The organism is Pseudomonas sp. PDM31 (assembly GCF_019218965.1).
Lineage (GTDB): Bacteria > Pseudomonadota > Gammaproteobacteria > Pseudomonadales > Pseudomonadaceae > Aquipseudomonas.
Genome location: NZ_JAHUWS010000004.1, coordinates 429,738 through 455,824, shown reverse-complemented (window position 1 = coordinate 455,824; position 26,087 = coordinate 429,738). Strand labels below are relative to the sequence as shown.

The 26,087-nt window shown below is 60.7% G+C and carries 22 protein-coding genes and 1 riboswitch; of the genes, 7 read left to right on the top strand and 15 right to left on the bottom strand.

The window, feature by feature from the left end; genetic code table 11:
- The gene (gene motA, locus KW839_RS10805; RefSeq protein ID WP_060542730.1) at positions 1–852 is read right to left on the bottom strand and encodes a flagellar motor stator protein MotA; all 852 of its coding nucleotides are present in this window, start codon (positions 850–852) and stop codon (positions 1–3) included.
- Positions 853–1,019: 167 nt separating this feature from the next.
- On the opposite strand from motA, the gene KW839_RS10800 reads away from it, so the two are divergent.
- The 3 genes from KW839_RS10800 to asd are packed head-to-tail and all read left to right on the top strand — an operon-like array spanning position 1,020 to position 4,294.
- Positions 1,020–2,558: an HDOD domain-containing protein gene (locus KW839_RS10800; RefSeq protein WP_218424302.1), complete on the top strand. Its 1,539-nt coding sequence runs from the start codon at positions 1,020–1,022 to the stop codon at positions 2,556–2,558.
- 41 nt (positions 2,559–2,599) lie between these two features.
- Positions 2,600–3,415 carry a thiosulfate sulfurtransferase gene (gene rhdA / locus KW839_RS10795; protein WP_060542728.1) on the top strand — a complete coding sequence of 272 codons (816 nt, stop codon included), beginning with the start codon at positions 2,600–2,602 and terminating at the stop codon, positions 3,413–3,415.
- 18 nt (positions 3,416–3,433) lie between these two features.
- Positions 3,434–4,294, top strand: a complete 861-nt coding sequence (gene asd, locus KW839_RS10790; RefSeq protein ID WP_060542727.1) for an archaetidylserine decarboxylase — start codon at positions 3,434–3,436, stop codon at positions 4,292–4,294.
- A gap of 126 nt (positions 4,295–4,420) precedes the next feature.
- Here asd and serB read toward each other — a convergent pair whose 3' ends face one another.
- Positions 4,421–5,635, bottom strand: a complete 1,215-nt coding sequence (serB, locus tag KW839_RS10785; protein ID WP_060542726.1) for a phosphoserine phosphatase SerB — start codon at positions 5,633–5,635, stop codon at positions 4,421–4,423.
- Positions 5,636–5,770: 135 nt separating this feature from the next.
- On the opposite strand from serB, the gene KW839_RS10780 reads away from it, so the two are divergent.
- Complete coding sequence (locus KW839_RS10780; protein WP_060542725.1) at positions 5,771–7,291, top strand: AhpA/YtjB family protein; 1,521 nt, start codon at positions 5,771–5,773, stop codon at positions 7,289–7,291.
- Between the two features lie 249 nt (positions 7,292–7,540).
- Here KW839_RS10780 and KW839_RS10775 read toward each other — a convergent pair whose 3' ends face one another.
- From KW839_RS10775 to KW839_RS10735, 9 genes are all read right to left on the bottom strand, one after another.
- On the bottom strand, positions 7,541–8,254 hold the full coding sequence (locus KW839_RS10775; protein WP_060542724.1) for a membrane integrity-associated transporter subunit PqiC: 714 nt from the start codon (positions 8,252–8,254) through the stop codon (positions 7,541–7,543).
- A 176-nt stretch (positions 8,255–8,430) separates the two neighbouring features.
- Positions 8,431–10,698, bottom strand: coding sequence for a DNA topoisomerase IV subunit A (gene parC, locus KW839_RS10770; protein WP_060542723.1), 2,268 nt, complete (start codon positions 10,696–10,698; stop codon positions 8,431–8,433).
- A gap of 7 nt (positions 10,699–10,705) precedes the next feature.
- The gene (locus KW839_RS10765; protein WP_218424301.1) at positions 10,706–11,230 is read right to left on the bottom strand and encodes a TIGR02281 family clan AA aspartic protease; all 525 of its coding nucleotides are present in this window, start codon (positions 11,228–11,230) and stop codon (positions 10,706–10,708) included.
- Positions 11,227–12,216 carry an esterase-like activity of phytase family protein gene (locus KW839_RS10760; RefSeq protein ID WP_218424300.1) on the bottom strand — a complete coding sequence of 330 codons (990 nt, stop codon included), beginning with the start codon at positions 12,214–12,216 and terminating at the stop codon, positions 11,227–11,229. The genes KW839_RS10765 and KW839_RS10760 overlap by 4 nt, the downstream gene beginning before the upstream one ends.
- Positions 12,216–14,120, bottom strand: a complete 1,905-nt coding sequence (gene parE / locus KW839_RS10755) for a DNA topoisomerase IV subunit B (RefSeq protein WP_060542720.1) — start codon at positions 14,118–14,120, stop codon at positions 12,216–12,218. The genes KW839_RS10760 and parE overlap by 1 nt, the downstream gene beginning before the upstream one ends.
- Positions 14,121–14,170: 50 nt before the next feature.
- Positions 14,171–14,779, bottom strand: a complete 609-nt coding sequence (locus KW839_RS10750) for a YqiA/YcfP family alpha/beta fold hydrolase (protein ID WP_218424299.1) — start codon at positions 14,777–14,779, stop codon at positions 14,171–14,173.
- A 189-nt stretch (positions 14,780–14,968) separates the two neighbouring features.
- Positions 14,969–15,784, bottom strand: a complete 816-nt coding sequence (gene cpdA / locus KW839_RS10745; protein ID WP_218424298.1) for a 3',5'-cyclic-AMP phosphodiesterase — start codon at positions 15,782–15,784, stop codon at positions 14,969–14,971.
- Between the two features lie 112 nt (positions 15,785–15,896).
- Positions 15,897–16,349, bottom strand: a complete 453-nt coding sequence (locus tag KW839_RS10740; RefSeq protein ID WP_034148716.1) for a DUF1249 domain-containing protein — start codon at positions 16,347–16,349, stop codon at positions 15,897–15,899.
- Positions 16,340–16,957, bottom strand: a complete 618-nt coding sequence (locus KW839_RS10735) for an NUDIX domain-containing protein (RefSeq protein ID WP_060542717.1) — start codon at positions 16,955–16,957, stop codon at positions 16,340–16,342. The genes KW839_RS10740 and KW839_RS10735 overlap by 10 nt, the downstream gene beginning before the upstream one ends.
- 225 nt (positions 16,958–17,182) lie before the next feature.
- Between KW839_RS10735 and KW839_RS10730 the strand changes: the two genes are divergently transcribed.
- Positions 17,183–17,929, top strand: a complete 747-nt coding sequence (locus KW839_RS10730) for an RsiV family protein (protein WP_218424297.1) — start codon at positions 17,183–17,185, stop codon at positions 17,927–17,929.
- Here KW839_RS10730 and cytX read toward each other — a convergent pair.
- Both cytX and thiC read right to left on the bottom strand, forming a co-directional pair.
- Complete coding sequence (cytX, locus tag KW839_RS10725; RefSeq protein WP_218424296.1) at positions 17,898–19,190, bottom strand: putative hydroxymethylpyrimidine transporter CytX; 1,293 nt, start codon at positions 19,188–19,190, stop codon at positions 17,898–17,900. The two genes, KW839_RS10730 and cytX, sit on opposite strands and share 32 nt — an antisense overlap.
- Before the next feature lie 186 nt (positions 19,191–19,376).
- Complete coding sequence (gene thiC / locus KW839_RS10720) at positions 19,377–21,266, bottom strand: phosphomethylpyrimidine synthase ThiC (RefSeq protein WP_218424295.1); 1,890 nt, start codon at positions 21,264–21,266, stop codon at positions 19,377–19,379.
- A 163-nt stretch (positions 21,267–21,429) separates the two neighbouring features.
- Positions 21,430–21,535, bottom strand: a riboswitch (TPP riboswitch).
- A 205-nt stretch (positions 21,536–21,740) separates the two neighbouring features.
- Here thiC and KW839_RS10715 point away from each other — a divergent pair.
- Positions 21,741–23,180: a TolC family outer membrane protein gene (locus KW839_RS10715; protein WP_218424294.1), complete on the top strand. Its 1,440-nt coding sequence runs from the start codon at positions 21,741–21,743 to the stop codon at positions 23,178–23,180.
- Between the two features lie 88 nt (positions 23,181–23,268).
- Here KW839_RS10715 and waaA read toward each other — a convergent pair whose 3' ends face one another.
- Positions 23,269–24,546 carry a lipid IV(A) 3-deoxy-D-manno-octulosonic acid transferase gene (gene waaA, locus KW839_RS10710; RefSeq protein WP_218424293.1) on the bottom strand — a complete coding sequence of 426 codons (1,278 nt, stop codon included), beginning with the start codon at positions 24,544–24,546 and terminating at the stop codon, positions 23,269–23,271.
- Positions 24,547–24,557: 11 nt separating this feature from the next.
- The gene (locus KW839_RS10705) at positions 24,558–25,454 is read right to left on the bottom strand and encodes a LysR family transcriptional regulator (protein WP_060542711.1); all 897 of its coding nucleotides are present in this window, start codon (positions 25,452–25,454) and stop codon (positions 24,558–24,560) included.
- A gap of 102 nt (positions 25,455–25,556) precedes the next feature.
- Here KW839_RS10705 and KW839_RS10700 point away from each other — a divergent pair, with 102 nt between their 5' ends.
- Entirely contained in the window at positions 25,557–25,889 is a 333-nt protein-coding gene (locus KW839_RS10700; RefSeq protein ID WP_008004867.1) for a multidrug efflux SMR transporter, read from the top strand.
- Positions 25,890–26,087 lie beyond the last annotated feature (198 nt).

The window sequence follows — 26,087 nt, the reverse complement described above, 5'->3', positions numbered from 1 at the left end:
TTAACGACCGCGAACCGCTTGTTCCAGCTCGGCAAAGCTTGGACGGTGCGCCGGATACAGAACCTTGCGTCCGAATTCCACGGCCAGCGACGGTGGCATGCCGGAAGCCGAAGCGACCAGCGAAGCCTTGATGGCTTCGTAGATGTTCAACTCTTCCTTGGCATCGTGACGCAGCGCATGCGCCAGGGGGCCGAAGAAACCATAAGCAGCGAGAATACCGAAGAAGGTACCGACCAGCGCCGCACCTACGTGGACACCAATCATTTTCTGGTCACTTTCACCCAGCGAAGCCATGGTCACCACGATGCCCAGTACCGCGGCGACAATACCGAAGCCCGGCATGGCGTCGGCAATGCCGTTCACCGCGTGGGACGGATGGTCCAGGTCTTCCTTGAGGCTGGCCAGTTCCATGTCGAACAGGTTTTCAAGTTCGTGGGGCGCCATGTTGCCGGAGGACATGATGCGCAGGTAATCGCACACGAACGCGGTCATGCGCTCGTCCTTGAGGACAGTCGGGTACTTGGCAAAGATCGGGCTCGCGGCGGCATCTTCGATGTCACCTTCGATGGCCATCATGCCTTCGCGGCGGCTCTTGTTGAGGATCTCGTAGATCAGGCCCAGCACTTCAAGATAGAAGGAATGATTGAAACGCGAGCTGAACAGGCTCAAGGACTTCTTGAGCACGTGCATCGTCATGTAGCCGGGGTTGGCCTGCACGAAGGCGCCAAGGGCTGCGCCGCCGATAATCATCACCTCGAAAGGCTGGATCAGGGCGGCAATCTTGCCGTGGGAAAGCACGTATCCGCCGAGTACGCTCGCGAATACGACAATGATGCCGATTAATTTAGCCATAGGTTAGGAGAGCACTTACTGAGTCGGGTTCAAGGTCATATTCGGAAGTTAAAAAATCTCTTCTTCTATTTATCGGCAAAACTGCGCCAGACTGTAGCCAGTTCAGGCGAAAAGATAATTTGACCCACTCAGGGCATAGGTAACGTTGACAATGATCGCCTCCAGCCATGGCTAACGAAACGAACGTCCCCACTGCAAAACCGACCACTGTCGAAGGCTGGGTCAAGCTTCTCGATGGCGTACGCCTGCCGGTTCCACAAGCCAGCCATGACCTGGTGTGTAACGCAATCGGCGATAATCGCCGCTCGTTGCGCGACATTGCCGACCTGATGCAGGACAGCCCGGCCCTTGCCCTGAGTGTGATTCGCGAAGCCAACCGCCACACCCATGGCAGCATGACCACGCCCGCCGAAAACCTTGAGGTCGCAATCAATCGCCTTGGCCTCAAGCGCACCCAAGAGCTGCTCGCGCGCCTGCCTGTCGAACCTCAGGCCGGGATTCCCAAGGCCTTGCGCCAGATGCAGATGATCAGTCAGCACGCCACGCAACAAGCCAACGGTTTTTTTGCCAGTCGCCTGGCGCGGCTTTGGCAGGACATCCACTGGGGCAGCTTGTTGTTTCTGTCACCCTTGTGGCCGCTGGCGCTGACGCACCCGCAATTACTGGAAGACTGGGAGCTGCGGGTCATTCATAAGGGCGAGTCGGCGCGCAAAGTCGAAAAGCAGTTGTTTGGCGTGCGCCTGCTGGAAATATGCCAGGCCCTGGTGGTGATCTGGCACCTGCCGATCTGGGTGCAGCAGGGCTATCGACTGTTGCTCTGCGAGCAGCGCGAACTGGTGAAAGTCTTGCGCATCGCGCGTGACAGCGAGCATCCATTGCGCCAGCAAAACCGCCTCGATGACGATCCAACCTTGCGCCGGTGGCTCAATCAACCGGCCAACACCGTGTTGCTGGCCAATGGTCTGGCGCTGTCGGCGCAACAGGCCTGGGACAGCCCGCACAGTGAGCGTTGGCAGTATTTGACCAGCCTCTACCTGCAAATACCGATGCACGAAGTGCAACAACAGCTGCACCAGCAGGCGGCCAACAGCGCCCGCCATCACGCCATGCCCGATCTCTGGCACCCCGCCGAGTCGTTGATCTGGCCATGTGGCACGAAGCGCATCCATACCGGGTTGTTGCCGGCTGCGGCACCGACCGCCGAAGACCTGGCGAAGTGGCGCAGGCAATGTGCCGAATTGCTGCACGAGCCGAGCCGTTTCACCAACGCCATGCACCTGACCATCGCGGCACGTGACGCATTGGTGGCCTGCGGCATGCGCCGAGTGATGATCCTGATGGCCGATCGCACCCAGACCAACCTGCGGGTGCACCAGACGGCCGGTTTGCCGCAGGAAGCCGCCGGGCTGAATTTTGCGGTCAGTCAGAGCAGCGTGTTGCAACGACTGCTCGCGCAACAGGCGCAAGTGCGCCTGACGCCGGCCAACAACGGGCAATTTTCAGCCTTGCTGCCCAACAGCCTGCGTTCGCAATTCAGTGGTGAACACCTGCTGTTGCGTTCGCTGGTCAACAATGGCCGGGTGATCATGATTGTCGTGGCCGATCAGGCGGGCGGGCCATTCTCGGAACTTTGCGTGCAAGCCTTCGGCAAAACTGCCCAGTGCATCGAGAAAGCCCTGCACAGCTTTAGTCACCGTGGCCGATAAGCTGCGTTACAATCGTCCCTTTTGTGCTCTGGAGACCTCAAATGTCTGACTTCTCTGGCTTGCCGCTGGTGATCGAGCCGAGCGACTTGCTCCCTCGCCTCGACGCCCGCGAACTGATTCTGGTGGACTTGACCAGTGCCACCCGTTACGCCGAAGGGCACATTCCCGGCGCGCGTTTTGTCGATCCGAAACGCACGCAACTCGGCCAGGCGCCTGCCCCGGGGCTGATGCCTGCGCGGGCAGCGCTGGAAACATTGTTTGGCGAGCTGGGGCACAACCCCGATGCGGTCTACGTGGTGTATGACGACGAAGGCGGCGGTTGGGCCGGCCGCTTCATCTGGCTGCTGGATGTCATCGGCCACAGCAAGTACCACTATATAGATGGCGGCCTGCCGGCCTGGCTGGCGGAAGGCTTGCCCATGTCGATCCAGATTCCGCCATCGGTGGGTGGCCCGGTTTCACTGACCCTGCACGACGAACCCACTGCCACCCGTGAGTACCTGCAAAGTCGCCTCGGCGCCGCCGACCTGGCGATATGGGACGCGCGCGGACCGCTGGAGTACTCCGGCGAGAAAGTGCTGGCAGCCAAGGGCGGGCACATTCCCGGCGCGGTCAATTTCGAATGGACCGCGGGCATGGATCAGGCACGCCAGTTGCGCATCCGCACCGATATGCCGCAGATCCTCGAACAGCTCGGGATCAGCAAAGACAAAGAAGTGATTACCCACTGCCAGACCCATCATCGTTCTGGCTTCACCTATCTGGTGGCCAAGGCTCTCGGTTATCCGCGGGTCAAAGGCTACGCCGGCTCCTGGGGCGAATGGGGCAACCATCCCGATACGCCTGTAGAGATTTAAGGTTTTTAAGGACAGTTAATGAACAAGCGTCTGTTTATCCTCAGTCAGTACCTGCTGCCCCACAACTTGCTCTCGCGACTGGCCGGCTGCATCGCCGAATGCCGCGTGCGCTGGTTCAAGAACGCCTTCACCGCCTGGTTCGCCAAGCGCTATCAGGTGGACATGTCCCAGGCGCTGGTCGAAGACCTGACCGCCTACGAGCACTTCAATGCGTTCTTCACCCGCGCACTGAAAGACGGTGCCCGTCCACTGGACCAGACCCCTGGCGCGATTCTCAGCCCCGCCGACGGCGCAATCAGCCAATTGGGTCCGATCGAGCACGGTCGCGTGTTCCAGGCCAAGGGCCACAGCTTCAGCGTGCTGGAACTGTTGGGTGGCGATGCGGCAAACGCTGCGCCGTTCATGGGTGGTGACTTTGCGACCATTTACCTGTCGCCCAAAGACTACCACCGCGTGCACATGCCGCTGGCCGGCACCTTGCGCGAGATGGTCTACATCCCGGGCCGCCTGTTCTCGGTCAACCAGACCACGGCGGAAAACGTCCCGGAACTGTTCGCCCGTAACGAGCGCGTAGCCTGCATTTTCGACACCGAGCGTGGGCCGATGGCCGTGGTGCTGGTGGGCGCAATGATCGTGGCCTCGATTGAAACCGTCTGGGCCGGCCTGGTCACGCCGCCGAAGCGCGAGCTGAAAACCTTCCGCTACGACGAAGCCGCGCGCGCGCCGATCCACCTGGAAAAAGGTGCAGAGCTGGGTCGTTTCAAACTGGGTTCGACCGCAGTCGTGCTGTTCGGGCCGGATCAGGTCAAGTGGGCTGAAGAAATGACTGCCGGCGTTGCCGTGCAGATGGGCCAAGGCATGGGCTCACCGAAGGCCTGACAGACACAATCACTGTAGGAGCGAGCACGCTCGCGATGAACCTGAGAGCGACGCAGGCATTCAGTAAGCCCGCGTCATCGTTGACGTCCATCGCGAGCATGCTCGCTCCTACAGTGGGCTTGCGCGTTACAGATGTCCGTCGCGATCGCGCAAGCCCAGCAGGTACAACACGCCATCCAGCCCCAGCGTCGAAATCGCCTGCTTGGCCGACTGCTTGACCAGCGGCTTGGCACGGAACGCCACGCCTAACCCGGCAATCGCCAGCATCGGCAAGTCATTGGCACCGTCACCGACCGCAATGGTCTGCTCCAGGCGCAAACCTTCCTTGTGTGCCAGTTCCTTCAGCAAATCCGCCTTGCGCTGCGCATCGACGATCGGCTCGACCGCGACACCGGTAACCTTGCCGTCCACCACTTCCAGTTCGTTGGCGAACACGTAGTCGATGCCCAGTTTGGCCTGCAATTGCTTGGCGAAGTAGGTGAAGCCACCGGACAGAATCGCCGTCTTGTAGCCCAGGCGCTTGAGCTCGGCGAACAGGGTTTCGGCGCCTTCGGTCAGGCGCAGGGAGGCGCCGATCGAATCCAGCACGCCGACATCCAGCCCCTTGAGCAAAGCCAGGCGCTCTTTGAAGCTGGCGCGGAAGTCCAGCTCACCGGCCATCGCCCGCTCGGTAATTTCCGATACCTTGTCGCCGACACCCGCAGCCTTGGCCAGCTCGTCGATGACTTCGGCCTCGATCAGGGTCGAATCCATGTCGAAAACCGCCAGGCGACGATTACGCCGGAACAACGAATCTTCCTGGAAGGCGATATCGACGTTCAATTCCTGGGCGACGCTGAGGAATTCGGCTCGCAGCGCTTGCGGATCGGCCGCTTCGCCGCGCACGGAAAACTCGATGCAACCCTTGCCCTTGTCAGCCGGCGTGTCCAGAGGCATGCGCCCGGACAGACGATCGATGTGGTCGATGTTCAAACCATATTTGGCGGTAATCGAGCTGACGGCCTGCAACTGCCCCGCCGTCACTTTGCGGGTCAGCAGGGTGACAATGTGGCGTTTTTTGCCCTGGTTGCCGACCCATTGCTGGTAGTCCTCTTCGGAGACCGGCGTGAATCGAACCTGCTGATCGAGTTCGTATCCCTTGAACAGGATGTCCTTGAGCACGGACTTGCCTTGCTCTGTGTCAGGAATTTCAACCAGGATGCCGAACGACAGGGTGTCGTGGATCACCGCCTGACCGATGTCGAGAATGTTCACACCACCCTGGGCCAGAACGCCGGTAATGGCCGCAGTCAGACCCGGACGGTCGACTCCCGTGATGTTTATCAGGACGATTTCGCGCAAGGCGCACCCCCGCAGGTGGAAAAAAACCGCATTCTACCCACTTTCAGTGACCATCGGGCACCGTGAGCGCTTTGCCGGCCCAGACCCTGTCGCTATACTGCGCGTCAACTTCACGGACAAAAGAGCCGAGCTCAAGTGAACCGGCCCACGCCAGTAAAAACCGATAACTTCTTTCTGCTGATCTTCCGGGCACTGCGCCACCGCCGTGTGCCGATTGCATTACGCATCGCCAGCCATAACGTGATCCTGGTCGCCCTGGCCCTGGTCATCTACGCCGGCGTGATGGGTTTGCAGTTCAAGCAGGCCATGCACGAGCAGGCGGATGCGCTGGGCGAAAGCCTGACCACGCAGACAGCCACCTCGGCTACCGAGCTGTTGGTGTCCAACGACATCCTCAGCCTCAACGTGCTGCTCAACAACCTGACCAAGAACAAGCTGGTGGCCCACGCCGCCATCTACAGCCCGGATAACCGCATCCTCGCCGAGGCCGGTCAGCGTCCCAAGCACGGCCTGCTGGGCGAAGCCGAGGGCATGTACCAGAGCAAGATCACCTTCCAGGACGTGACGGCCGGGCAACTGCGTATCAGCCTGGACATGGACCAGTTCCAGCAGCCGATGACCATCAGCCTGCAAAGCATGGGTATTTTGAGCGCGATCCTGCTGGCGCTGTCCCTGGCCTTGAGCCTGCGCATGGGCCGCTATCTGTCCACGCCGCTGCTGCAATTGCGCGTGTGGCTGCGCAATATCGACGAGTACACCCCGGCTACCGACCGCCAGGACGAAATCGGCGACCTGGCCCGTCAGCTGCACGCCAACTACGCCCCGGAACCCCGCGAGCCAGAGCCGGTGCCGGAGCCGGAGTTCGACGACGTCGATGAGGACGCCGAGCCGGCATTCGAAGTGCGCAACCTGCGCGACCCGAGTTTCGACGAGAGCCGCCCGATGGCCGCCCTCAAACCTGCGCCACGACAGGTCGTCAGCACCGTCGAGGACGACGATGATGAAGATCCGTTCGCCGACTTGCGTGACGAGTCCCTGGGCAGTGCCGCTCAGCCGGTGATCCGCAAGGCTACCCCGAGTGTGCCGCAACACAGCGCGGTGCTGGCGGTGCAACTGGGCTCCCAGGAACAACTGCGGCGCTTGCCGCGAGCACGCCTTGAGGAATTGCTCGAACGCTATCGCGATTGCCTCGATCAGGCCGCTTCGCTGTATCAGGGTGAAGTCGAGACTTTGAACGATGGCAGCACGCTGATGCTGTTCCACACCGAGGACAGCGGCGACGATTACCTGACCAACGCCATTTGCTGCGGTGAACTGCTGCGAGCGCTGGGTCATCAGTTGCAAATTGAGGTCGCCGACAGCGGCATCACCCTGCAACTTCAGCTGGGCCTGACCCTGGGCGACGAGCTGTTCGGACTGAGCCAGATCGACCTGCTGCTGACCGACAGTGCCCAGGATGCCCTGGCCCTGTCGCAACACAGCCGCAACCTGCTGCTGGTGGAGCGCAAGATCAGTGACGACGCCCTGATCCGCCAGCGCGCGCGTATCCGGCCGATCGCGAGCCCCGAAGGTGCGTGCTGTGTAGAGCGGCTGATGGAGCCTTATCCATCGCTGCTGGAACGGCAATTGGCGCGAATGCATGAGCGCCGGGCGTAACCATTAGCCCCGGCAACAACGAAGCCCGCAGATGAGTGATCGTCTGCGGGCTTTTTTGTTGCCTGTCCCGGCCTCTTCGCGGGCAAGCCCGCTCCCACAGTGTCCGTGTCGCACAACAATAATTGAACGTCCTTGAAACCTGTGGGAGCGGGCTTACCCGCGAAGAGGCCGGGACAGCTGATAGAAATCCCACCCTGCAGAAACAACAAAGCCCGCACAAGGCGGGCTCTGACTTGACTCGCTGCAGACTTAGAAGCGGAACACTTCCATGTCCGTGCGAATCGGTGCAGCCATAGGGATCTTCGGCTGTTTTTCCTGCTGAACTGCCGGTGCCGCAGGCTTGGCCGCCGATTTACGCGGGGTGTCGGCGATCGGCGGTTGATTGGCCAGAGGCTTGAGCGCCACGGACAATTGCTCGGCCAGGCGTTGCAGCAACACACCCTGAGCCTGAACCTGAGCCGCGGTATTGCCGGCATGCTGTTCCTGCAAATGGATGATGCGGTTGTCACGGACCTGGCCGCGACGGTCGATCAGACGCCATTGAGCGTCCAGAATGGCCGGCTGCTTTTCACCCGAGTCCAGGCGCGTGATGGTCAGCAGTACCTGGACGTCCGGAGTGAAGCCCAATGTCGCCGGGGCCAGCACTACACGCTGACTGTCCAGATGACCGGCAACTTGCCGCAACAGCAGTTGATCGATATCCGAAGACAGGCTGCCCGCCCAACGACCGTCGGTAGACGCCTGCAGACTGCCATCCGGCTGACGTTGCAACAGGGTTTCACGCTGCAGGTAGTCGGCTACGATTACCGGGCCCAACAACACAGCCATGCCCGCGCTTTGCGCAGGCTGAACCGGACTTCCGCTGTCCAGTTGATACAGCGACACCGGCTGGTGAACGCTGCAGCCCGCCAGGCCGAGAACGCCAGCGAGCATGAGCAAAAAAGGAAGGCGCAGAACAGTCATCATCCCATCCAGGTGGTCGCCACAAGGCTGACCACAGTGAAAATACTCAAAAAATATGAAGAACGCTCGGCCACGCCGGCGCTTGAAAGGCCATATCATCCGTGAATATGCGTTCCGACTCCAGCGCGAAAGCGTCGATCTACAGCTTAAATCGTAGATCGGCCGCTCTGGGACGCTTAATTGAGGTTTTCGACGAGCAGCGCATCCACCCTCTGGAAGCCACGTGGCAATTTGTTACCCCTACGCCCGCGCTCACCCTTGTAGTGTTCGAGGTCGTCCGCTTTCAGGGACAAGGTACGTTTTCCGGCCTGCAACACCAGGGTTGCACCGTCCGGGATCACTGCGATGTCCGTTACATACTCTTCGCGACTGGCGACACGGTCGCCGGATATGCCGATGATCTTGTTGCCTTTGCCCTTACCCAATTGTGGCAGATCGCTGATCTTGAAGATCAGCAAGCGACCTTCGGTAGTCACCGAGGCCAGCCAGTTCTGCTCGCGATCAGCCACCGGCCGCGGCAAAATCACCTTGGCGTTGTTCGGCAGGCTCAACAGCGCCTTGCCCGCCTTGTTCTTGGCCTGCAGATCTTCACCTTTGACCACGAACCCGTATCCGGCGTCGGAAGCGATGACATACAGCGCGTCGTCTTCGGGCATCAGCACGCATTCGAAAGTCGCCCCGGGTGGCGGCGTCAGGCGCCCCGTCAGCGGCTCGCCCTGGCCACGGGCCGATGGCAACGTGTGTGCGGCCACTGAATAACTGCGACCGGTGGAGTCGATAAATACCGCAAACTGGTTGGAGCGACCGGCCGCCAGGGCCTTGAACCCGTCTCCGGCCTTGTAGGAAAGCCCGGTGGCATCGATTTCGTGGCCTTTGGCGGAACGTACCCAGCCTTTTTCCGAGAGCACGACCGTGACTTTCTCGTTCGGCAGCAGATCGTGCTCAGTCAGGGCCTTCGCTTCAGCGCGCTCGACGATCGGCGACCGACGGTCATCACCGTAGGTCTCGGCGTCTTTGATCAGCTCGGTGCGCACCAGCTTCTTCAGCTTGGCTTCGCTGCTCAGCAAGGCTTGCAGCTTGGCTTGCTCCTTGAGCAGTTCATCCTGTTCGGCACGCAGCTTCATCTCTTCCAGTCGCGCCAGCTGACGCAAACGGGTGTCGAGGATGTAGTCGGCCTGGATTTCGCTCAGGGCGAAACGCGCAATCAGACTGGCTTTTGGATGCTCCTCGGTGCGGATGATGTGTATCACTTCATCCAGGTTGAGGTAGGCAATCAACAAGCCGTCCAACAGGTGCAGGCGACGCTCGACTTTATCGAGGCGGAATTGCAGGCGCCGACGCACGGTCTGCACCCGGAACTCCAGCCACTCGACCAGCAAGGCCCGCAGGTTTTTCAGCTGCGGTTTGCCATCGAGGCCGATGATGTTGATGTTGACCCGGTAGCTCGACTCCAGCTCGGTGCTGGCGAACAGATGTTGCATCAGGGCATCGTGATCAAAGTTTTTCCGCGCGCCCGGGATAATCACGATCCGGCACGGGTTCTCGTGGTCGGACTCGTCACGCAAGTCGGCGATCTGCGGCGCCTTGGACGGCTTGGCCTGCATCATCGCGGCGATCTGTTCAAGCACCTTGGCGCCAGAAACCTGATGTGGCAGCGCGGTGACGATGATGTCGCCATCTTCGATGTGATACACGGCGCGCATGCGCACCGAACCACGACCGGTTTCGTAGATTTTCAGCAGGTCGGCGCGCGGCGTGATGATTTCCGCTTCGGTCGGGTAATCCGGGCCCTGGATGTGTTCACAGAGCTGTTCGACCGTGGCTTTTGGCTCGTCGAGCAAGCGTACGCAAGCGGTGGCGACTTCGCGCAGGTTGTGCGGCGGAACGTCGGTGGCCATGCCCACGGCGATACCCGTGGTGCCGTTGAGCAGAATGTTCGGCAAACGCGCCGGCAAGACCAGCGGCTCATCCAGTGTGCCGTCGAAGTTCGGCCCCCAGTCCGCCGTGCCCTGCCCCAGTTCGCTGAGCAGCACCTCGGAATAACGCGACAGGCGCGCTTCGGTGTAACGCATGGCGGCGAAGGACTTGGGATCATCCGGCGCACCCCAATTACCCTGGCCGTCGACCAGCGTATAGCGGTAGCTGAACGGTTGGGCCATCAGGACCATGGCTTCGTAGCACGCCGAGTCGCCGTGGGGGTGGAACTTGCCGAGCACGTCACCGACGGTACGCGCCGATTTCTTGTGCTTGGAGTCGGCGTCCAGCCCCAGCTCGCTCATGGCGTAGACGATACGCCGCTGTACCGGTTTCAGGCCGTCGCCGATATGCGGCAAGGCACGGTCCATGATCACGTACATGGAGTAGTTGAGGTAGGCATTTTCGGTGAAGTCAGCCAGTGACCGGCGTTCTACACCGTCCAGGCTGAGATCAAGGGAGTCGCTCATGCGGGCCTCATCGGTTCGTTGTCTGGCGCAGCAGCATGGTGCCACCGCGCTGGGTAAATTCAAGTTTGTTCAGTGCGCTCATGCCGAGCAGCACCTGGTCGCCATGCAACCCTGGAGCCACCAGAGCGCGCACATCGTGCAGCACTATGTCGCCCAGTTGCAGGCGTTCAATACGCGTGCGATAGCCCTCGCTCAAGCCGTTGGCCGTGCTGAGGGTCACGCCGAAGCCTTGCTCCAGCTTCAATCGTTCGGCCAGCCCGGCCGGGATCGATACATCGGTCGCCCCGGTGTCGAGCAGGAAACTCACGGGCTGGCCGTTGATCTGGCCGCTGGCGACGAAATGACCCTGAGCATTGCTGACCAGTTTCACTTCGATGAATCCTTCGCCCTGCTGCGAGCTGACCACCACATTCGGGTTTTGCTGACGCTCTTCCCACTGACCGAAAAATCGCGTTGCCAGAAATAACGCGGCACACCACGCCAGCACCATCAACACCCGAGCGGCACGTTTGCCTGGGGTTTGCTGGCTCAAGGCTGGGCGCTCCAGCCACCGTCGGGCGCGGCAAAACGCCAGACCACCGGACGGTTTTCGCCATCGGCGCGAGTACCGTTGTTGTTATCGACACCGATCCAGGCGCCATCGGCATCCACCACCAACGCTTCTTCCAGCCCATAGCCCTGAGAATAACGAAGGTTATCGTGCAATAGCTCATCAGCGTACGACCAGCACCGCTCGACTTCGGCGGTCTGCGGATCACGCCGGCAAATCTTGTAGTTATTGCGCTCCAGAGTGAACAACTTGCCACTGAACAGCGACACATCGGAAAAGTCCCGGGACACGGCTTTGGCCTTGGGAAATTGCGGTGGCTGCATTTCCCTGCCGGCTTCGCTCAACAATACGCAGCCACCCTCGCAGTCCCACACGGTCTGTTTGCGCTTGATCAGCAGCAACCCACGGCCCTGGCGCTCGGCGGCGAGCCACAACTGGTCACCCGCCGGATTGATCGCCAAGCCCTCGAAAATCGAATTGAATTGCAACAACAAGCCCCTGGCCCGCGCTTCACGAACCATTGTGGGTGAAATCTTCAGCCAGCTCGCCGGTCCGCTCGGAGGAATTTGCAACACAGCCGCGTGGCCCTCGCTGACCACGTAGCGATTGCCGGCGCTGTCGCAGGTGATTCCCTCGTAGTCCAGATCGCCGCCACGCACGAACGAAGCCGCCCAAACACGGGACTTCAACCCCCACGGCAGGCCGCTGTCAGGTACCGCAGGCACTTCAATGTGCACGGTTTCGGCCTGCCAGACGTGCTCGCGGGTATCCAGGCGGTAGATCTGATTGTCATCACGATCAGAAACTGTCCACAGCTCATTACCGCACTGGGCCAACCCCGACAGGTTGCCGCCGCGCATGCCGTCAACGGCATGCCCGGACAACAGGCGCAACTGCGGCACCGGCTCGGCGGACGCCGTGAACGATGTCAGAAGCAGTGCGCAAGCCAGGGCAAAGCCCAGACGCATCAGCCCAGAACCTCTGCCAGGTTGCCCTTCGATTCCAGCCAGTTCTTGCGATCGCCGGCGCGCTTCTTCGCCAGCAGCATGTCCATGATTTCCGAGGTCGCCTCGAAATCATCCAATGTCAGCTGCACCAGGCGCCGGGTGTTCGGATCCATGGTGGTTTCACGCAACTGTGGCGGGTTCATCTCACCCAGGCCTTTGAATCGGGTGACCTGCGGCTTGCCGCGTTTCTTCTCGGCCACCAGGCGATCGAGAATGCCATCGCGCTCGGCCTCGTCGAGGGCGTAGTAAATCTCTTTGCCGAGGTCGATGCGGTACAGGGGCGGCATGGCGACATAGACGTGACCGGCATCCACCAACGGGCGGAAATGCTGGACGAACAGGGCGCACAGCAAGGTTGCGATGTGCAGGCCGTCGGAGTCGGCGTCGGCGAGGATGCAGATTTTGCCGTAACGCAGCTGGCTCATGTCCGCCGCGCCCGGGTCAACGCCGATGGCAACGGCGATGTTGTGCACTTCCTGACTGGCCAGCACTTCACTGCCGTCGACTTCCCAGGTGTTCAGAATCTTGCCGCGCAACGGCAGGATCGCCTGAAACTCTTTGTCCCGTGCCTGCTTGGCCGAGCCACCGGCGGAGTCACCTTCGACCAGGAACAGCTCCGAACGCATTGGATCCTGTCCCGCACAGTCGGCCAGCTTGCCCGGCAGCGCCGGCCCTTGGGTGATGCGCTTGCGTTCGACCTTTTTGCTGGCCTTCAGGCGACGACCGGCGTTGTTGATCGCCAGTTCCGCCAGGAGCATGCCGGTTTCCGGATGGGCGTTGAGCCACAGGCTGAAGGCATCCTTGACCACACCGGAAACGAACGCCGCCGCCTCACGGGACGACAGGCGTTCCTTGGTCTGACCGGAAAATTGCGGCTCCTGCATTTTCATCGACAGCACGAACGCAATACGTTCCCAGACGTCTTCCGGTGCGAGTTTCACCCCACGCGGCAGGAGGCTGCGGAATTCGCAGAATTCGCGCATGGCATCGAGCAAGCCCTGGCGCAAACCATTGACGTGGGTACCGCCCTGAGCGGTCGGAATCAGGTTGACGTAGCTTTCCTGCACCGCATCGCCGCCTTCGGGCAGCCACAGCAGCGCCCAGTCAACGGCTTCTTTATTACCGGCCAGGCTGCCGCAGAACGGCTCGTCCGGCAGGCGTTCGAACTCGCTGACCGCGTCGACCAGATAGGAACGCAGTCCGTCTTCGTAATGCCACTCGACTTTCTCGCCGCTGGCCTTGTCCTCAAAACTGACCAGCAGCCCCGGGCACAGTACCGCCTTGGCCTTGAGCACATGCTTGAGGCGGCTGATGGAGAATTTCGGTGAGTCAAAGTATTTCGGGTCCGGCGCAAAGAACACGCTGGTACCGGTATTGCGTTTACCGACGGTGCCGATTACTTCCAGCTCGGTCTTCTTGAAACCGTCGGCGAAGGTCATCTGATATTCATTGCCGTCACGCTTTACGCGTACCCGAACCTCGGTCGACAAGGCGTTGACCACGGAAATACCCACCCCGTGCAAACCGCCGGAGAACTGGTAGTTTTTGTTGGAAAACTTGCCGCCGGCATGAAGCTTGGTGAGGATCAGCTCGACGCCCGACACACCTTCTTCCGGGTGAATGTCCACCGGCATGCCACGGCCGTCATCGCTGACCTCCAGCGAATGGTCGGCATGCAGGATGACCTGTACAGACCTTGCATGCCCGGCCAGGGCTTCGTCGACACTGTTGTCGATGACTTCCTGGGCAAGGTGGTTCGGCCGACTGGTGTCGGTATACATGCCGGGGCGTTTGCGCACCGGGTCGAGGCCCGAGAGGACTTCGATGGCGTCTGCGTTATAAGAGCTAGCGCTGGGAGTGGCCATGGGGTCTCGTCGTCAGTGTTCGGTGAAAAAAGAATTCATGGGGCTATCGCTCACAATGCGGTGAAATCGATTGCCTGGTACAAATCGGTGCCAATGCCGGCAAAACTCAACATGGCCGGCAGTTGCGTGGCAAAACCCTGGAAACTGTGGTCGCCGCCGGCCTGGATACGCAAGGCGCATGCCCGGTAATACTGTTGGGCGAGGCGATAGTCCAGCGTTTCGTCAGCTGTCTGCAACCATACCTGAAAACGCTGCGGATCCTGGGGCGCCGGCACTTCCAGTTCGGCCAGGGCGGTCACATGGTCGTGGGTCAGCTCCCAGGCTTCATCGGTATACAGGTTTTTCTGCGTTCCCAGAAACCCGTCGAACATCCGGTGCGGACTGACGGCAGGGTTGATCAACAGGGCTTTCAAGCCATGGCGCTCGGCCAGGTGAGTGGCATAGTAGCCGCCGAGCGAGCTGCCTACCAGCAGCGGCCGACCCAGCTCGGCAATCGCCTGTTCCAGCTGACCGATGGCCTCGCGCGGGTGGTGATGCAAGGCCGGAACGCGAAGTTGATTGCTCAGGCCCAGGCGCTCCATCACGACCATCAACTGGGTGGCCTTCTTTGAGGCAGGCGCACTGTTGAAACCGTGGATATATAGGATCGAACCGGCCATTTGAGCTCACTGTGCGTCGGGTAAAGAGGCAGAGTTTACAGGGAGTCTGGGGAATCGGGGATATCCATAGAGTTCATGGCGCCTGTGTAGACGCCTTCGCGAGCAAGCCCGCTCCCACAGGGGATTTGTGACCGACGCAAGTGCAGTGTGGGAGCGGGGCCACGCCCCGGTTTACCTGAAAATAAACAGTCAGTAGCCGTTGGAGCCGTAATCCACGGTGAAATCAAACCCGGTGACGCGCTCCACACCGGTCTCCAGCCCACCATCGGGCAACAACCGCAACCACCGATACCCCGGCGCCTGATCACTCACTTTGAAATCGTCGCTACCCGGCTCGAACTGGATGCAAGTCGAGGGCGAGGCGAGAAAACGCACACCGTTGCGCATTTGATCGATCTCCTGATGCACATGCCCCCACAACACCGCACGTACCTGCGCAAATCGGTCCAGCACCGCAAACAGCGCTTCGGGATTGCGCAAACCGATCGGTTCCATCCATGCGCAACCGATCGACACCGGGTGATGATGGAAACACACCAAGTGATGCCGCTCCGGCGCTTCGCTCAATGACCTGGCCAGCAACTGCAATTGCTCGTCCTGCAAATATCCGGGCACCGAACCCGGCACAGCCGAATCAAGCAGCGTGACTCGCCAGTTGCCGATATCCACCACCGGCTCCAGCAAAGCGCTCTGCACCGCTGCCTGGGCCATGATCTGCGGCTCATCGTGATTGCCGGGGATCCAGCGCGCCGGCGCAGCAAGCTGGCGGGTCAGGTCGCGAAACTGCTGGTAGGACTCCAGCGTGCCATCCTGGGAAAGGTCGCCACTGGCAATGATCAGATCAATTCGCGGCTGCTGCGCGCGCACCAGTTCGATGACCTTTTGCAGGCTGTCACGGGTGTTCATGCCCAGCAGTGTTTCGTGCCTCTCGGCAAACAGATGGCTGTCGGAGAGTTGCACCAGCAACGCCGCATCGGCGGTGGTCAATGTCGATACGCTCGGCAAGACGTTCTCCCAGGGTGTGATCACGGGAATGGAGGGTTGGCGCAATTATGCTGGGGGACGAACGAAAGGGGAAACCTGTGAACCTGACGCAGTTCACAACTGCAGCGCTCGATTAACGTACTACTTCGTACTCATGGCCCAATGCCAGGCAATGACTCAGCCACTCGCCCAGGAACATGTTCAACTGGGCTTTTTCGTCCGGCTGGTGCATCGAGGCGTTCGGGTAAGGATAGATGCCACGAAAGCGCCGTGCATGTTCGGCGCTGACCACTTCAGCCATGCAGGCATCATGATAGACCTGCACTTCCAGTTGCGGCACCGGCAGCCAGGGCAGGCTGTGTTCCTGGCGCACTTGCAGGGTCGTGGTGTAAGGGCACACCTGCAGCACCTCCAGCGCCAGCACACCAAGCATCTGCTCGCCATGGGTCACGGCGATGCGCCGCGCGGCGGGCTCGCTGCGCATGTCCGGCAACAGTCGCATCAGGCGCGCGTAGTTCGCTTCGCAGGATGCTTGCAGCCCCACCAGATCCACCCGATAGCGATCGCGCAGCTTGTTTACAACCATAACCCCCTCACTTCAGCGCGGTTCAAAGCCAGCCATTGCAAGGCAATGATGCTCGCCGCGTTGGCAATATGCCCGTCGCGTACGGCCTGCAGGGCATCTTCGAAGGCCCAGACCGTGACGCGGATATCTTCTGCCTCTTCCTCCAGCCCATGCAGGCCGCCAACCCCGGTTGTTTCGCAACGCCCCAGGTACAGATGCACGAATTCGTTGCTGCCGCCGGGCGATGGAAAATATTTGGTCATCGGCCACAGCGCGCTGATTTCCAGCCCAGCTTCCTCCTGCGCTTCGCGGTGAGCAACTGCTTCCGGCACTTCATCCTTGTCGATCAGACCAGCGACCAGTTCAACCAGCCAAGGATTGTCAGTCTTGCCCAGGGCGCCGACGCGAAACTGCTCGATCAACACCACTTCGTCGCGCTGCGGGTCATAAGGCAGCATGCACACCGCATCATGGCGCACGAACAGTTCGCGACTGATTTCCCGGCTCATGCCCCCTGCGAACAATTCGTGACGCAAGTGCACGCGGTCGAGCTTGTAGAAGCCCTCGAAGCACTTTTCGCGCCGTACGATATCAACGGCGGTCGGAATGGCGGTGGTGAAATCGGTCATGGCAATCCTCGTTCCTGCAAATCCTTTACGAGGTTCCTTTTTTCCTGGAGCCTCGACTTCGCGCCATCCTAACGCGCCGGTGGCGTTTGATGCAGCCCCTTTGCCGTCAGCGGGATGGACGGTGAAGACGAAACCCACTCTAATTAGCTTAGTGGCGAACTGATTGCTTCGTTGAGAGTCGAAGCGGATAACTTTTTGCCTTCCCCTGTTTCAGAAAGGACGCCCATGTCACTTTTCAAAATTGTCTCTGTGGCCGCCATCGCCCTGACCCTGGGCGCTTGCCAGAGCCTGTTTCAGCCCAATTACCGTGCGCCGCTGGAAACCACCCGCGACGCTTCCGAACAGCTCAAAACTGGTTGCACCAACCAGGATTGCCCACTGGTCAACATCGACACCCTGCACTTCCCGGACGAGCCACAGCTTGACGGCATCATCGAAAAACGCCTGCTGCAGATGACCCGCACTTCGCCTGACGCACCGGTGGCACCGACCCTGGCGGCCTATCGCGAACAGTTTTTGCGCAATGCCGGCCCGGGCAACAGCATCTACTTGCAGGCCAAGGTACGCGAGCAACATGACGGCCTGGTGATCATCGAATTGTCCAGTTACCTGGACACTGGCGGTGCCCATGGCACGCCGGGTCGCGGTTTCATCAACTATTCGCGTCAGCAGCATAAAGTGCTGACCTTGTCCGACATGCTGGTGCCGGGGCAGGAAGAGGCATTCTGGAAAGCGGCACAGGTGGCGCACAACAGCTGGCTGATCAGCACCAAGCTTGATCAGGAACCGGAGTTCGTGAAGAGCTGGCCGTTCCAGAAAACCCAGAACGTGGCGCTGACCTATGGCGGGGTGATCCTCAAGTACGAAACCAGCAGCATCGCGCCTTACGCGCTGGGCCATGTCGAACTGAAGATCCCCTACCCACGCCTGAACGGCATCATCAAACCCGAGCTGTTTCCGGGCCGTAACTGAAAGCCCGGCCCAGCACCAGCTGCAACAGCCCTGCCAGGACCAGCGCCGGCAGGGTTGCACCAACGTCCGGATAGAGATTGGCCAACAGGTGATAGGTGCTGACTCCGCCCAGCCAGGCCAGTAGCGCCGGCCAGCGCAAGGCAGCTGACGCTACCTGGGCGCTGCGCTTGCGCAGGATGAAGTGATCCACCAGCACCACGCCAAACAGCGGCGCAAACACCGAACCGATCAGCAGCAGGAAGTTCTGGTACTGGGCCAACGGCGCCAGCAAGGCGATCAAGGTGCAGATCACGCCGATGGCCAGGGCCAGATGCTCGACCTTCAGGCGCAACAGAAAGCCGCTGGACACTGCCGCCGAGTGAATGTCGGCAAAGGCGTTTTCCGACTCGTCCAGCAGAATCAGCAGCAGCGGAATCCCCAGGCCGGCACCCGCCAGCGCCAACAGCAGTGCATTGACTTCACCGCTCGGCGCGAACGCCAAGGTGTAGGCCACGCCCAGGCTCATCAGCCAGAAGTTACCGATAAAGAAGCCGATGGCGGTGCCGCCAAAAACGTTTTTCGCCCGCTTGCCGAAGCGCGAGTAGTCGGCAATCAGCGGTAGCCACGACAGCGGCATGGCGATGGCGATGTCGAAGCCCACGGCAAATGGCATCGAGCCGTCACCGGCCTGGGCCCACAATGCTGCCAGATCGGCCTTGGCGAACAGGTTCCAGGTCAGCCAGATGCACGCAGCCAACAGCAGCCAGATGCCCCACTTGCGCAGGACTTTACGCACGAAGGTCAATGGCCCACTGACTGCCAGCAAGGTTGCCAGGGCACCGAAGAACAGGGTCCACATAAGCGGGCTCGCCCAGAGCGAGCCTTCGCTGAATGCACGGGTACCGAGCAGACTGGCGGCGTCGCGCATGACGATGATTTCGAACGACCCCCAACCGATCAGTTGCAGCAAATTCAGCACCGCCGGCAGGCTCGCGCCTTTGGCACCGAGGCTGAGCTTGAGCGCGGCCATCGACGACAGACCGGTGTCGGAACCGATCACGCCCACCGCTGCCAGCAGCAGAACGCCGACCAGCGTGCCAAGGAAGATTGCCAGCAACGAGCCGGACAGGCCCAGGCCTGGCGCCAACAGGGCGCCGGTCTGCAACACCATCAGGCCGATGCCGAGGGAGAACCACAGGGAAAACAGATCGCGGCCGCCGAACACACGTTTGTCGGTCGGCACGGCGATGTCAGGGGAGTAAGTGCTGGGTTGAATGCTCAAGGGTGTTATCTCAGAGGGATAAGTGTGTCATTGAGTAATTCGGTGCCTGTTCCAACGCCTTCGCGAGCAAGCCCGCTCCCACATTGATCTCGGTCGTAAACAAAATTTGTGTTCACAGGAGATCCAGTGTGGGAGCGGGCTTGCTCGCGAAGACGGCAGCGCAGGCGCCGTCAATCACAGGTCAGATCAAACTTTCTGGTACAGCTGACTGCCTTCCTGCTTGAAGCGCTCGGCCTGTTCGGCCATGCCTTGGGCGACGTCGACGTCCAGCGCTTCGATCCGCTGGTTCGCCGCATACTCGCGGACTTCCTGGGTGATCTTCATCGAGCAGAATTTCGGCCCGCACATGGAACAGAAGTGCGCGACCTTGGCCGAATCCTTCGGCAACGTCTCGTCGTGATACGAACGAGCGGTGTCCGGATCCAGGCCCAGGTTGAACTGGTCTTCCCAGCGGAACTCGAAACGCGCCTTGCTCAAGGCATTGTCGCGGATCTGCGCACCCGGATGCCCCTTCGCCAGATCGGCTGCGTGCGCGGCGATCTTGTAGGTGATGATCCCGGTCTTCACGTCATCCTTGTTCGGCAGGCCCAGGTGTTCCTTCGGCGTCACGTAGCAGAGCATGGCGCAACCGAACCAGCCGATCATCGCCGCGCCGATACCGGAGGTGATGTGGTCGTAGCCCGGCGCGATGTCGGTGGTCAGCGGGCCGAGGGTGTAGAACGGCGCCTCGTCGCAGCACTCGAGCTGCTTGTCCATGTTCTCTTTGATCAACTGCATCGGCACGTGGCCAGGACCTTCGATCATGCACTGCACGTCGTGTTTCCAGGCGATCTTGGTCAGCTCGCCGAGGGTTTCCAGTTCGCCGAACTGTGCTTCATCGTTGGCGTCGGCGATAGAGCCCGGACGCAGGCCATCACCCAGCGAGAAGCTGACGTCGTAGGCCTTCATGATTTCGCAGATGTCTTCGAAATGGGTATAGAGGAAGTTCTCTTTGTGGTGCGCCAGGCACCACTTGGCCATGATCGAACCGCCACGGGAAACGATGCCGGTCACGCGCTTGGCGGTCATCGGCACGTAGCGCAGCAAGACGCCGGCGTGGATGGTGAAGTAGTCGACGCCCTGCTCGGCCTGTTCGATCAGCGTGTCGCGGAACAGCTCCCAGGTCAGGTCTTCGGCCACGCCGCCGACTTTTTCCAGGGCCTGATAAATCGGTACGGTACCGATCGGCACCGGCGAGTTACGGATGATCCACTCGCGGGTTTCGTGAATGTGTTTGCCGGTGGACAAGTCCATGACCGTGTCCGAACCCCAGCGAATGCCCCAAGTCAGCTTCGCCACTTCTTCTTCAATGGACGAACCCAAGGCGCTGTTGCCGATGTTGCCGTTGATCTTCACCAGGAAGTTGCGGCCGATGATCATCGGTTCCAGTTCGGTGTGGTTGATGTTGGCCGGAATGATCGCGCGGCCGCGGGCGATCTCGTCACGGACGAATTCGGGGGTGATGATCTTCGGCACGCTGGCGCCGAAGCTGTGACCGGCGTGTTGCTGGTCCAGCAGGCCGGCGGCGCGGGCCACCTCCAGCTTCATGCTTTCGCGGATGGCGACGTATTCCATCTCGGCGGTGATGATGCCTTTGCGCGCGTAGTGCATCTGGCTGACGTTGGCGCCCGCCTTGGCGCGACGCGGGTTGTTGACGTGGGCAAAACGCAGCTTGGTCAGCTCTGGATCGGCAAGGCGTTCCTGGCCGAAGTTCGAGCTCAGGCCGCTCAAACGTTCGGTGTCGCCACGGGATTCGATCCACGGCGAACGCACATCCGCCAGGCCTTTGCGCACGTCGATGATGACATTGGGGTCGGTGTAAGGGCCGGAGGTGTCATAGACCACGACCGGTGCATTGACCTCGCCGCCGAAGTCGGTCGGCGTAACGTCGAGGCTGATTTCGCGCATCGGCACGAGGATGTCCGGGCGAGTGCCTTGGACATGGATTTTTTGCGAGCGGGTAAACGGCTGCACCGATTGTTGATCGACCTTGGCCGAGTCACTCAGGTTGGTGGCGATTTTTGCTTTTGTAGTCATCACGGGCTCTCCAGACAGCATCCAGGCAGTGGAATTTTGTCGGAGCGAACCTGTAAACGAATGGACGCACGGGCGCTGGAAAACCAGCTGTGCTGTGCTCAGTGCTCGAGGGGTGTTCGATTGTCGAACAACATCCCGGACGAAGCACAAGAGGACTCGCCGGGTGACGAGAAATCTTGTTCCCTACGCAGGCGCTAACCTGATCAGGTTCAACGGGATCCGAAATTATTCGATCTCAGCCTCATAGCAAGGCACCCCGACAAGAACCCGGCCAGTCTAGACACAACTGGCAAAGAACGCCAACTCCGCGGTAACCACCATGATGAATGGCGCAATAACACGCATAGACAGGATTGTTGCCGCCCCGCTGCACAACTACACTCGCTACGCCGGACGGCGCATTGACGCTGAACGAGCCGCGCCTTAGCCTTGGCGCTCAAATTACCTGTGTAATATCAAATCTAGGGAACGCCTATGCTGCGCAAACTCTCACTGGCCCTTGCCGTGTCTTGTGCGTCCAACGGAATGGCCTGGGCAGCAGAAGCGCCCTTATCGAACAAGACAGACCTGGTCAGCGTGTACCAGGAGGCCGTGAACAACAACTCCGACCTGGCTGCCGCCGTCGCCCAATACGGCGCGCAGAAAGAAGTGGTGCCGCAGGCCCGCGCCGGACTTCTGCCCAATCTTTCCGGTGGTGCGGACGTGGCCAACGTGCGCACCTCGATCGACCAGCCTTCGGCAACGGCTAACCGCAATGCCAATTCGTATCAGGCGACCCTAGCGCAGCCGCTGTTCCGGGCCGATCGCTGGTTCCAGTTCCAGGCTGCCAAGGATGTGAACGAACAGGCCGCTCTGCAGCTCTCGGCAACTGAGCAAAACCTGATCCTGCAGACCGCCGACAGCTACTTCAACGTGCTGCGTAGCCAGGACACCCTGGCCTCGACCAAGGCCGAAGAAGCCGCGTTCAAACGTCAACTCGATCAGTCCAACGAGCGTTTCGATGTCGGCCTCTCGGACAAGACCGACGTACTCAATTCCCAGGCCAGCTACGACACTGCGCGCGCCAACCGCATCGTCGCGCAGCGTCAGGTGGAGGATGCGTTCGAAGCCCTGGTCACCCTGACCAACCGTCGGTACAACTCGATCCAGGGCATCAGCCATAACTTGCCGATCCTGCCGCCCGCGCCGAACGACGCCAAAGCCTGGGTCGAAACGGCAGCCAGGCAGAACCTCAATCTGCTGGCCAGCAATTATGCTGTCAGCGCCGCCGAGGAAACGCTCAAGCAGCGCAAGGCCGGGCACCTGCCAACCCTGGACGCAGTAGCCAAGTACGAAAAAGGTGATAACGACGCCCTGGGTTTCAGCAACCCCAATAATCTTCCCCAGGCTTACAGTGGCGACGTCGAGCAAACGACCGTGGGCCTGCAACTGAGTATCCCGATCTACAGCGGCGGCCTGACCACCTCCCAGGTGCGCCAATCCTATGCGCAACTGAACCAGACCGAGCAGCAGCGTGAATCCCTGCGTCGTCAAATCGTCGAAAACACCCGCGACCTGCACCGCGCCGTGAACACCGACGTCGAGCAAGTGCAGGCGCGCAAGCAGTCGATCATCTCCAACCAGAGCGCAGTGGAAGCGACCGAGATCGGTTACCAGGTGGGTACGCGCAACATCGTCGACGTCCTGGATGCGCAGCGCCAGCTTTACACCTCGGTGCGCGACTACAACAACACCCGCTACAACTACATCCTCGACAACCTGCGCCTGAAGCAGCAGGCAGGCACGTTGAACCCTGGGGATCTGCAGGACCTGGCTCGCTGGCTCAACCCCAACTACAACCCGGACAAGGACTTCCTGCCGCCGGACCTGGCCAAGGCTGCGGCCGAGCAACTGAAGGCAAGACCGGAGCAATAAAAAGCAAAAGATCGCAGCCTCCGCCAGCGCCCTGCAGGAGCTGTCGAGTGAAACAAGGCTGCGATCTTTTCAATTCAAGCAACACGGTCTAACGGTCGATCAACCGCCCCAACCCATCCAGCAACCGCTGCAACGCACCCTGATTGCTGCGCATTACATTCAACCCTGCCTCAGCCATCCGCTGCGCATCCCGCGGCAACTCGAACAACCGCTGCACCGCCAGCGCCAGTCCTTCGGCATCCTCTACTTCCTGCAATGCCCCGGCACTGCGCAGTTGCGCGGCGATCTCGAGGAAGTTGAACAGGTGCGGCCCGCTCAAAACCGGCTTGGCCAAGGCGGCCGGCTCCAGCAGGTTATGCCCGCCGTTGGGCACCAGGCTACCGCCGACGAACGCACTGTCGGCCAAAGCGTAGAGAAACAGCAGCTCGCCCATGGTGTCGCCCAACAGCACCGAAGTGCCTGCCTCTACTGCGTCGCCGCTGGAGCGACGCACCGTGGCAAAGCCTTGCTGCCGGCACAGGGCGTGAACCGAATTGAAGCGCTCCGGATGACGCGGCACCAGTATCAGCAGAGCGTCGGGATGATTGGCCAGCAACTGCCGATGGGCCGCCAACACCACTTCATCTTCACCGTCGTGGGTACTGGCGGCGATCCACACCGGACGCTCCTGGGCCTGCCATTGCTGGCGCAGCTCGCTGGCGCGCACCAGCAGTTGCGGGTCAATGGTCAGGTCGAATTTGATCGAGCCGGTCACTTGCACCGTCTCCGGGCGCGCACCCAATTCAAGAAAGCGCTGGGCCTCGGCTTCGGTCTGTACCGCGAACAGGCTCATCTCGGCGAGCATCGGCTGGGTCAATTTGCGAAACCGGCCGTAGCCTTTGGCCGATCGCTCGGACAGGCGCGCATTGGCCAACGCCACGGGAATCCCGCGCCTGGCGCATTGATGAATATGGTTGGGCCACAACTCGGTTTCCATGATCACCGCCAGCTTCGGCTGAACCCGATCCAGAAAACGTTTGGCCGCGCACGGCAGGTCGTATGGCAAATAGCAGTGCTGAATGCGTGGCTCATTGGTGAACAACGCCTGAATGCGTTCCGAACCGGTCGGAGTCATGCAGGTCACGGTGATCGGCAACGTTGGATAACGTTGCAGCAAGGCGCGGATCATCGGCGCGGCGGCAATGCTTTCTCCCACCGACACCGCGTGCACCCAGATGCCGCCCGGTTGCATCGCCGGCATCCCATAGGAAAAGCGCTCGCCGATGCGCCTGGCGTACGCCGGCGCCTTGCGCGAGCGCAACCATAGCCGAATCGCTACCAGTGGCAGCCCCAGATAAAACAGCGCGGTGTAGAGAGTTCTATTCATGGCGGCGGAGTTTATCGGCTTTTCACGCCAATCGCCTGCAAGTGCACGGCAAAACGTTCGGCGAGCCAGCGCGCGGCCGGGCCCAGCGGTTCGTCGCGACGCCAGACCAGTTCCACCACAAGGGCCGGCGGGGTCCATTCGCTGACCAGTTCGACCATCTGATTCTGGTACGTCGGGTACTGCACCACATGGCGTGGCAACCAGGCCCAGCCGAGGCCCCGCACCAGCCATTCGGCCATCACGTAGAAACTGTCGGCACGCCAGACCTGCGGACTGGCCGGCTCACTGCCGGGATAGACGCTGGACTGGGTGGACATCAACAACTGACGATGCTGCGCCAGCGCCTGGCAATTCACGTGGGTCTGCTTCGCCAATGGATGATCGACGCCGCAGACCGTGACCATTTCCACACTACCGAGCACCCGCCGCTCCAGCGCTTCAGGAATCTGGTCGTGAAAAAACAGCAAACCCAGATCGGCGCGACGCTCCACCAGCTTACGCGCCACTTCCCCTTGGGCGGCGCTGGTCAACTGCACTTCCAGACTGGGAAACTGCTCGGCCAGCGCTTCAAAACTTTCGATGATCGGCTGATAAGGCATCGCCTCGTCCTGGGCCAACCGCAGCAATGCCTCCTGCCCGCGCATCATCGCCAGCGCCCGGCCGTTGAGACGCTCGCACTGGCGCAGCACTTCCCGTGCCTCTTCCAGCAACGCGTTGCCGGCCTCGGTGAGCTTAGGCTGGCGCCCGCTGCTGCGGTCGAACAGACTCACACCCAGGTCTTCTTCCAGCAGCGCGATCGAACTGCTGACCGCCGATTGCGCCTTGCGCTGATCCCGCGCCACGGCGGAAAACGAGCGCTGCTCCGCTACGCTGACGAACAGGCGCAGTTGTTCCAGATTCCACTGCATGCTAAACCCATCTTCAAAACAGATAGGTAATGACTTTACCGCATCTGGCCAGACTCTAGAATGCCGACCTCAGAGAGCAACACTTCACACGAGGATTGACCCATGACCGCTTACTACTACCTGGCCATTGCCATCTGCGCCGAAGTGATTGCCACTGTTTCCATGAAAGCGGTCAAAGGCTTCAGCACTCCGCTGCCGCTGCTGCTGGTGATCGTCGGCTACGGCATTGCCTTCTGGATGCTGACCCTGGTGGTGCGCAGCGTCCCGGTAGGCGTGGCATACGCGGTGTGGGCCGGCATGGGCATCGTGATGGTCAGCGTCGCGGCACTGTTTATCTACGGGCAGAAGCTGGACGTACCGGCGATGCTGGGGATGGCGTTGATTGTGCTGGGCGTTGTGGTCATCCAGCTCTTCTCCAAAACTGCCGGGCACTGAAGACGCATTAAGCTCCATTGTGGGAGCGGGCTTGCTCGCGAAGGCGCAAAGCCAGCCAACTTCCATTCTGAATGACACACCGCCTTCGCGAGCAAGCCCGCTCCCACAGGATTTGCGTCCACCCTATTGATCACCAACAAATCGACTCTTCTTCGAGTCTGTATACTGCGTCCTCGTCTTGAACACTGAGGTCGCCGA